This is a genomic window from Methylobacterium gnaphalii (assembly GCF_007992215.1).
Lineage (GTDB): Bacteria > Pseudomonadota > Alphaproteobacteria > Rhizobiales > Beijerinckiaceae > Methylobacterium > Methylobacterium gnaphalii.
This window is the reverse complement of record NZ_BJZV01000066.1, coordinates 1-7,190: the sequence shown is the minus strand read 5'-3', so window position 1 is coordinate 7,190 and position 7,190 is coordinate 1. Positions and strand designations below refer to the sequence as shown.

Genomic DNA, 7,190 nt, shown 5'->3' with positions numbered 1-7,190 from the left:
CCGAATCCTGCCGGCTCGGCTCCAGGACAATCTCGGCCGCGACACCACTCTGCGCCAGCTGTTCCGCAACGATGAAGCGGGCGTCTACATGGGTGATGATGATCGGCCGCCCGAAAGTCTTTTCATCGCTTACGCGGCGTGTCGTGGTCTGAAAGGTCGAAGACTGCTCATTCACCATTCGCGAGAACTGCTTCGGCATGCTTTCCCGCGAAACCGGCCACAGGCGTGTGCCCGAGCCGCCGCATAAAATAACAGGCAGAACCGTGTCCAAGGCTTGTTTGTTCAAATTTATGTTGCGTATGTCCATTCGCGAATAATAGTTCATCGCTTTCTCCTTGTGCTTGGAGTATCAATATAAGTTTATGAAAAAAGCGAATTTCTTATTCCATGATAAAGAGTGTAGGATTTTTACAACATTCGCGCGAGTGAGACCGCCGGTATCTTAAGCCGCGAGCATTGCTGACGGAGCGGCGAAATAGGAGTATTGCGGAGCTCAAAGGCCCTTCAACCTTTAGTTTGCATCCAATCTTTATTTCTATCCTTTTTTGCTGGTCTCGCAGAATGATGCTGGCGTGTAGTACTAAATTGCCATCCGAAAAGCTTCAATATTTATCGTGGGAGATTGACAGGAATCAGTGTAGTGGACGTAAAACATGCCCACATAACAAGATTAGCTTGGACTGTTATTGCTATGCGCCATCTCGATCAAATCATATGGCTACTGCGTCATCCTGGATTTCGGGCTCAGCCGATTTCTGCGTGCTCAAACATTTTGGCATGGCAGTATAATAAATTTACACGAGACACGATAGCATTGAAACTTGATGATATCACGATACAGGCGCGAACATCTGATGGCATCGCGCGGTTGGTGTCTTACTTCGGTAATAGAGCAGATGAAATGTTTGACTTTATGCGCCTATTCCTGAAGCCTGGAGACCGATTTATTGATGTCGGAGCTAATATTGGCACCCACAGTATCATCGGAGCTCAACTTGTCGCGCCGAACGGAGTCGTTGAGTCCATTGAGGCCGATCCAGACACCTATCTCTTTCTGAAGAAAAATATCCAACGTAACAACATTTCGAATATTGTCGTTCATAATGTATGCGTATCAAACGTATCCGGGCGGTCGACGTTTAATATAAATCATAACAGCGCACGAAACTCCCTTTTCGTAAAGGGTGACAAAACAATAGACATTCATTTGCAAAGGCTTGATGACATTTGTAGCACAGGAGAAATTGCGCTTCTGAAGATCGATGTCGAAGGTGCTGATTATCTGGTCCTGCAAGGCGCGAGCGCGCTCTTTCGAAGCTGTCCGCCAAAAGTCGTTATCATCGAGAGATCCGACGAGACATCTAAAATCGAGTCTCACTTGCAGGATCGCAATTATTACTTGATGGATTTTGACGGCACACGTGGCAAGTTGATGCCGATGCATGACAAAACCGAAAATATCTACGCAATCCACCAAACCGCTTTCGAGCGCGTTCGCGCGATCATGGAGGTTGCCCACTGATATGTACCGGATTCCCACTGCCGCTGGCTAAAAGACTCAAAGCCGACTTGCAGCTGTTCATTCAGCAAATGGAACGCGGCTTACAAAAACACTGAATATTCAAACCACTAACAGTTGCCCAATGTTCATTGTTAACGGCCATCTGGCGGACCCTGCCGCGCAGCTTGCTGTCATAATTATGGGCGAAGCGCCTTCCGAACTCGCCAAAATCCTAAGGAGGATTGATGAAGAATTTCCGTGCGACCTTTTGAAGACCGTTGAGATCACGGCGCATCTTAAGATTAAAACGGTCAATATTGGTTTCGAAGAGCCGTCCGGCGACCGTGAGCGGCCATCTCAGGCTGCTCAGCCGTCTTTCTACTCTTCAGAAGCGCATCTATGACAGCGCTTCCCATTTAGCTTCACCAAATTCAACTCATTGCTGTATGAATTTGTGGCAGGCAGATTAGATCCATAGGCGATGTGGTAATTTTTTCATTTGCTTGCAGCAACCATATCTGAATAGATAGCTTCCGAGTAAAAGATTAGATTTTGATCGACGCGCTACTAGGCCTGTCGAATCAATGAGCGCCCGGCATGAAATCCCAGGCCCACATGAGGGAGCGACGCCCAAGGCGAGGATAGTAGGCCATCAGGATGGCGGCGCAGTAATACTTAATAAAGTTTTAGATCCCGCCGCATGGGACGATGCAGTATTCGCGGGCCAGCTTATACATGTGCAGGCCGGCACCGATGTTCATGCTGTCATGCAATCGCTTGAAGACGATACTGCAGAGTTCTTCGTGCAAAGCTTGAACGTTGGCGAGCAGGCGCGGGTCCTCAAGGGGGCGCTATATTTTGCCGTTGTCGAGAATCATGTTGGACTGATCGAAGGCCAACAAGTTCGCGGACGAACGCTAGAGCGGTATCTCACTGCACTCTTCCAGAAAGCTGGTGAGCTAGAAGCTGGCCAGGCGATCGTCCTCAACAGCAAATTCATGGCAGGTGACGGCAAGGAGTTGGATGCTTCAACCGAAGTGACGGTGGCGGCTAAACCCAATCGCGGCGGTCAAGCTCCACACGAACAGATCATGGGGCGCGAGGCAGGGCAGGCCCGAGATGAAGGATCCACGGTCTTTGATGTTCTGCGCACGTTGGGCTGGAGCGGAGAGGCGGTCGAAAGCCTGAAGGCCGAGGTGCCCGACGACGGCTGGATCGAGGGGTTCTTCAGGGTCTTCATCAAGGAAAAGCGCCGGACGAAGAAGCCGATCTCTCGCGCTACCATCAATGAGGCACTACGGAATGTCGACGCAGCCGACCTCGGATTGCGGGGCGACGGAACCGAGAAGAATGGTATCGTGAAGCTGTCGGTCCAGCGACCAATCGCCACTCATGGCTCGCTGCTGGATCCGGCTGATGCTATGGAACAGATTGTGAACGCTCTTCGGGAGTGGGCAACTGCCGGAAGGATTGATTGTCGCTTCGACGGGTAGAGATCGGCGGCTTGGTGGCCGCTTTCGCGGCAGGCGCTGCGCTCACGCCGGGGGCACTCTCCAGCGACGCTGGACGCGTGCTTGTCATTTTTCTTGGTTTGGTGGCTGCGAGCTTGCTGCCCACGATCACTCACCTGATCAATAGCATGACCGCCAGCGGAAGATCCGTCCATAATTTGAGGCGGTTAGAGGTCGAGATACAGGCCGCAATGGATGCGCTGTTTCTCATGTTTGGGGCGGTGGGTGTTTCGGTTGCCGCCCTCGTGTCGCTCTCGATTGAGCCAGCCTCTCTCCTGTCCGAAATTCCATATCTGACGGATCAGATACTCCCACGGATTGGTCAGGCGCTTGTGGTGGCGCCTGTAGCGTTGGTTTTGTGGCGCGTGGGCCAGATACCAGCAATCCTGCGCCGGACCCTTAAAGTTCGCTACGAGAGTGCGCTTGAAGAAGCGAAGACAAAATTAGCCGATAAGGCGCCGGATACGGGCGCAATGCGGCAATCGTTTCCTACGCATCCAGACTTCGGCAAAGTAATTTCGCTGCAAGACCTTCAGTCAAAAGACGGCTAACGGCGACTGGACCGGTAGCTCGTCAAGCTCTTACCCGGCCGACTCTCGCCAGCGCTCTAACGTCTTTGAACCAGCCCTCGTCGGAAGCGTGCAATGCCCGATGGACGAAGGGCTGCGTGAATTCGACACTATGGTTTGACGCGACATCGATGCGCCCCCATGTGCCTCCGGCCCAAGACGACATCCGGAGAAAAAGCAAATGGCGCATGCGTTCAAGGGCAAAGGCAACGCCCACGGCTTCACCGATGACAAAAGCGGGGTGGCCCTGCCGCCCGAAGGCGGTCCGTGGTTTTACGCTAATGAAGTCGATCTAGATGATCCGCAGCCGAGAGTTGGCGTGGATTCAAAGCAGGCGAAGGCCGACATCAAAGAGAACGGCTACCACGTGACGGGCGTCGAAATTCACTCGACCGTCAAAGCCGTCTGATAAGTTCCGGCGCAGGTGAGTGCTGGCTTACTATGGTCGCTCTGACATACCGCCTGCGCCGACCGATCGCGGCTGCTATGACCCTCGGTGCAACGAGCGGAGCCAACGTGGGCAAGCTCACCGGAATCATCGGCATCGCAGAGCTTCTGGCTGCCGTAGCGATATGCATCTGGTTTAGCAGAGGCAGGCCCATCTACCTTGCCGGCATTCTGGCGCTCCTGGCGATGGGCACCATGCTCTATGGTGCCGAGGTGATGCACGGAACGGCCGCCGAAACACGATAGATCACGTCAGGAGAACCGCATGTTCGGCTTCTTCGACATCCTGAGCCGCAGACGACGCCGCCGAGATCGCGAGGCCCGTGCCCTCGCTTCAGGTGGTTCAGGTTCGACTTCCCCCCGTTCCGACTGGGATGACAGCCCGTTGAACCCGGCATCCCCGTCTGGGATGCTCCTGAGCCCGCTAAGCCCACTGTCACCGTCGAGCGGTCTCTACGACCGTTCCGGTTCCTCGTCCTGTGGCTCGGGGTACGGCCACTCTTCGTCGGCGGACGACAGCGGATCCTCGTCGTCCTACTCAGACAGCAGCTCCTCCTGTTCGTCTGACGGCGGAAGCGGCGGCGGAGGGGACTGAGTGGGACGGCTCGGCACCTTAGCACCGAGGCTCAAGGTTCTCGATACGCGCATGGGCCGATGTACAAGCTACCGCCTGCTGCCGGTCATCGTGGTCGCCTGACTTGCCGCTTCACGGTCACGGCGTTCGCAAGCCATTGCTTCACCGCCGACAGCGACTCAAACTGATGTTCGCTCTCAATGAACGGATGGGGCCTTAGAGCAGCCGGGCCATCGTCGAGAAGCTCCGCCCGCCATCGGGCAACGTGCCCGTTTGGCAGATCTCCGCGAACGACGCTGCCGATTACCATAGAGTCCAAAAGTAGGTCGTAGTTGCCGGCCGCAAGCTGGTGAAGGACATAAGTCAAAGCACGGCTCCTGTAGGCGTCCGAGCGCGATGCGGACCCGGCGGTTCAGCCGAACACAATCCAGTTCGCACCACGACCGCAGCGCTAGCGAGTGCGGTAACGAGCAGAGTGACTCAAACTTGGCGTCCAGTTTCGATCTGGATGTGCGCTTCAATTTTCGCCAGCATTCCCGACAGATCGACGTCCTTGGCCCGAGCCAGAATGAATAGGTCGGTTACGAGATCGACGATGTCGGACTCAGACCATTCCAGTTCGCCGGCCGTTCCGCCGCCTCTGCGACGGTCAGTGCGGCCCTGGAAATATGCTTCGAGCGCGATCTGGGCCAAGCGAGCCGCGCGCATTCTGTCAGAGGGCAAAGCGGTAACTTCCATTCTTGCGTCATCGTTTGCCGGCGGCCCTAGCGGGCGCACAGTGCGCACTCACTTAGGAGGGCGCCGCTTCCGTCGAAAATGCCTTCCCACCCGGCATTCTCCGCCTGCACGGTCACACGGTAGCGTCCTTCGTCTTCGTCGCGCCCAGGCTCGATGCGGCTGGTAAGCAGCCCCCGCCGCATCTGGCTGAGAAGATGTGAAGTCGCGATGCCGAGCCGACCGGCCAGCTCGTCTGGATCAACGAGCCATGCCCCGCCAGTATCCAAGGCCAAATGCATCGGTGTCCCTTTCGCGCAGTCACAAGCGGCCACGAGGACACCCATCGCACCCACCATACGGATGGCGATCGAAAGTAGCTAATCGTGCAACCGCCGTCCTATCGAAGCTGGATCGCGGCTTAGTCTTGTCGGCCATGCCTAAGCCGCTGACGGATGACTTAGCGGTCTTGAATGGAGCTCAGACCTAGCAGTGGGACGGCTCGGAACGCTCGCCCCACGGCTCAAGGTGCTCGATACGCGGACAGCTCGACCGGCACCGAAGGTTGCTGATCCCGAGCTTCTTACGGCCGAACATAAGGCTTGGCGCCTCGAAGTCTTGAAGCGCGCCCATTGGCGCTGCCAGTGGCCGGGATGCCAAGCGCACGGCCGTCGCGGCGGTGTCCGGCTCTACGCCGACCACATCCTGGAGCGGAAGGATGGCGGCGCGTCCTTGGATCCAAGGAACGGGCAAACGCTCTGCCCGAAGCACCATCAGGTGAAGACGGCCAAGGCGAGGGCCGCGCGGATGCGAAGCACATAGCTCGAGTGCCCGCCAAACCAGTGGGAGTTCGCCTCAACTCCGGCTGCCATGGGCGTAGGGGCTGAGGCGCGAAGTCAGCAGCTTAACCCGGCCTCCGCTTGCAGATGCGCCTCGACCTTGCGCACTACGCCGCACGCGTCGTGGCCCTTCATTTCGGCCAAGAGCAAGAGGTCGGTGACGAGGTCGATGATGTCGCTCTCCCCGATGTCATCGGAAGCTCGCGGGTAGCACCAGCGTCGAATGCCGGAGTGTTCGTGCAGATAGGCGTCGAGAGCCTTTTGAGCGAGCTCGGCGCGCTTAGCTTTGTCAGGCATGGGCGCACGTCCTCCTCCGCCCGAACCTGCGCCGCCGTGATCCAAGCACGGGCGATAGAGATCAACTCGCGGCTGGCGCTAACGTTCGCGGCTCAGAAGGGGGGGCGGTCGAAAGTCCCCAGCCGAGGGGATCAGCTACCGCACAGGGTCCCATTCGCAGATTTTTTCCTGGTGGGTGATTTTCGAGGGTGCGGAGTAGTGCGGACGCTGGCTTGATGGGAAAGGCAAAAAAACCTATTGATTGGGCAGGGGTTGAGCGGAATTACTGCAAAACCGAGTTGTCCATCAGAGAGATAGCCCGCTGGTACGGCATCTCGGATAAAGCCATTCGGCTGCGCGCCAAGGACAAGAAGTGGCCGCCGCGCGGGGAAGGTGCTCCGCAGGCAACTCCGCAGCCCGCTCAGACCATTTCGGACGTCGTCGAGCCGATCGTCGAGCGCATTCGGACCGCGCCGACGGCTGTAGATGCGAGCCCCGAAGCCATCATCGACCGCGGCCAGAAGCTTGCGGTCCGCATGCTCGCCGAGCTTGAGGAGGGCACCGCCTACATCGGCGAGATCGAGGAGGCGATCGAGGACTTCACGCCCGGCAAGAACGACGGCAAGCGACGCGACGCCATGCTGAAGGCCGTCAGCCTCTCCAGTCGGGCCGGGACGCTGAAGAACCTCGAACTGGCAGCCAAGACCTTCGCGGAGTCGGCTGCGCCGGCCGGCAAGAAAGCCCAGCGCCAGGCCAGCG

The 7,190-nt window shown here is 57.0% G+C and carries 12 protein-coding genes; 8 read left to right on the top strand and 4 right to left on the bottom strand.

Annotation, left to right across the window (positions count from 1 at the left end):
- Nucleotides 1-325: sugar phosphate nucleotidyltransferase (locus MGN01_RS22805; RefSeq protein ID WP_244612318.1), on the bottom strand; the 325-nt coding region annotated here is incomplete at its 3' end.
- A 366-nt stretch (nt 326-691) separates the two neighbouring features.
- Between MGN01_RS22805 and MGN01_RS22800 the strand changes: the two genes are divergently transcribed.
- The 6 genes from MGN01_RS22800 (at nt 692) to MGN01_RS23875 (ending at nt 4,274) form a co-directional block, all read left to right on the top strand.
- Entirely contained in the window at nt 692-1,522 is an 831-nt protein-coding gene (locus MGN01_RS22800) for an FkbM family methyltransferase (RefSeq protein WP_147049089.1), read from the top strand.
- Between the two features lie 121 nt (nt 1,523-1,643).
- A complete protein-coding gene (locus MGN01_RS22795; protein WP_147049088.1) occupies nt 1,644-1,904 on the top strand; it encodes a hypothetical protein in 261 nt (86 codons plus the stop codon).
- 181 nt (nt 1,905-2,085) lie between these two features.
- Nucleotides 2,086-2,994, top strand: a complete 909-nt coding sequence (locus tag MGN01_RS22790) for a hypothetical protein (protein WP_170246131.1) — start codon at nt 2,086-2,088, stop codon at nt 2,992-2,994.
- Nucleotides 2,976-3,563, top strand: a complete 588-nt coding sequence (locus tag MGN01_RS22785) for a hypothetical protein (RefSeq protein WP_147049086.1) — start codon at nt 2,976-2,978, stop codon at nt 3,561-3,563. Before MGN01_RS22790 ends, MGN01_RS22785 begins: the two co-directional genes overlap by 19 nt.
- Before the next feature lie 199 nt (nt 3,564-3,762).
- Nucleotides 3,763-3,990, top strand: a complete 228-nt coding sequence (locus tag MGN01_RS22780; RefSeq protein ID WP_147049085.1) for a hypothetical protein — start codon at nt 3,763-3,765, stop codon at nt 3,988-3,990.
- 107 nt (nt 3,991-4,097) lie between these two features.
- Entirely contained in the window at nt 4,098-4,274 is a 177-nt protein-coding gene (locus MGN01_RS23875) for a hypothetical protein (RefSeq protein WP_170246130.1), read from the top strand.
- A gap of 808 nt (nt 4,275-5,082) precedes the next feature.
- Here MGN01_RS23875 and MGN01_RS22765 read toward each other — a convergent pair.
- Together MGN01_RS22765 and MGN01_RS24320 are read right to left on the bottom strand one after the other, a co-directional pair.
- The gene (locus MGN01_RS22765) at nt 5,083-5,340 is read right to left on the bottom strand and encodes a hypothetical protein (protein WP_147049082.1); all 258 of its coding nucleotides are present in this window, start codon (nt 5,338-5,340) and stop codon (nt 5,083-5,085) included.
- Between the two features lie 26 nt (nt 5,341-5,366).
- Nucleotides 5,367-5,618 (bottom strand): DUF6522 family protein, encoded by a 252-nt coding sequence (locus MGN01_RS24320; protein ID WP_147049090.1) that lies wholly within the window; start codon nt 5,616-5,618, stop codon nt 5,367-5,369.
- A gap of 190 nt (nt 5,619-5,808) precedes the next feature.
- Here MGN01_RS24320 and MGN01_RS22755 point away from each other — a divergent pair, with 190 nt between their 5' ends.
- Nucleotides 5,809-6,138 (top strand): HNH endonuclease signature motif containing protein, encoded by a 330-nt coding sequence (locus MGN01_RS22755; protein WP_147049081.1) that lies wholly within the window; start codon nt 5,809-5,811, stop codon nt 6,136-6,138.
- A gap of 74 nt (nt 6,139-6,212) precedes the next feature.
- Here the strand turns inward: MGN01_RS22755 and MGN01_RS22750 are convergent, their stop codons facing one another.
- Nucleotides 6,213-6,452, bottom strand: a complete 240-nt coding sequence (locus MGN01_RS22750) for a hypothetical protein (RefSeq protein ID WP_147049080.1) — start codon at nt 6,450-6,452, stop codon at nt 6,213-6,215.
- Between the two features lie 278 nt (nt 6,453-6,730).
- On the opposite strand from MGN01_RS22750, the gene MGN01_RS22745 reads away from it, so the two are divergent.
- Nucleotides 6,731-7,190 (top strand): hypothetical protein (locus tag MGN01_RS22745; protein ID WP_147049079.1); only part of this gene is annotated, 460 nt, incomplete at its 3' end.

Bases quoted from the DNA above. Each gene is read 5' to 3' on its own strand.
- MGN01_RS22750 (WP_147049080.1), bottom strand. From the start codon at position 6,452: ATGCCTGACAAAGCTAAGCGCGCCGAGCTCGCTCAAAAGGCTCTCGAC.
- MGN01_RS22795 (WP_147049088.1), top strand. From the start codon at position 1,644: ATGTTCATTGTTAACGGCCATCTGGCGGACCCTGCCGCGCAGCTTGCT.
- MGN01_RS22780 (WP_147049085.1), top strand. From the start codon at position 3,763: ATGGCGCATGCGTTCAAGGGCAAAGGCAACGCCCACGGCTTCACCGAT.
- MGN01_RS22800 (WP_147049089.1), top strand. From the start codon at position 692: ATGCGCCATCTCGATCAAATCATATGGCTACTGCGTCATCCTGGATTT.
- MGN01_RS22790 (WP_170246131.1), top strand. From the start codon at position 2,086: ATGAGCGCCCGGCATGAAATCCCAGGCCCACATGAGGGAGCGACGCCC.
- MGN01_RS22765 (WP_147049082.1), bottom strand. From the start codon at position 5,340: ATGGAAGTTACCGCTTTGCCCTCTGACAGAATGCGCGCGGCTCGCTTG.
- MGN01_RS24320 (WP_147049090.1), bottom strand. From the start codon at position 5,618: ATGCATTTGGCCTTGGATACTGGCGGGGCATGGCTCGTTGATCCAGAC.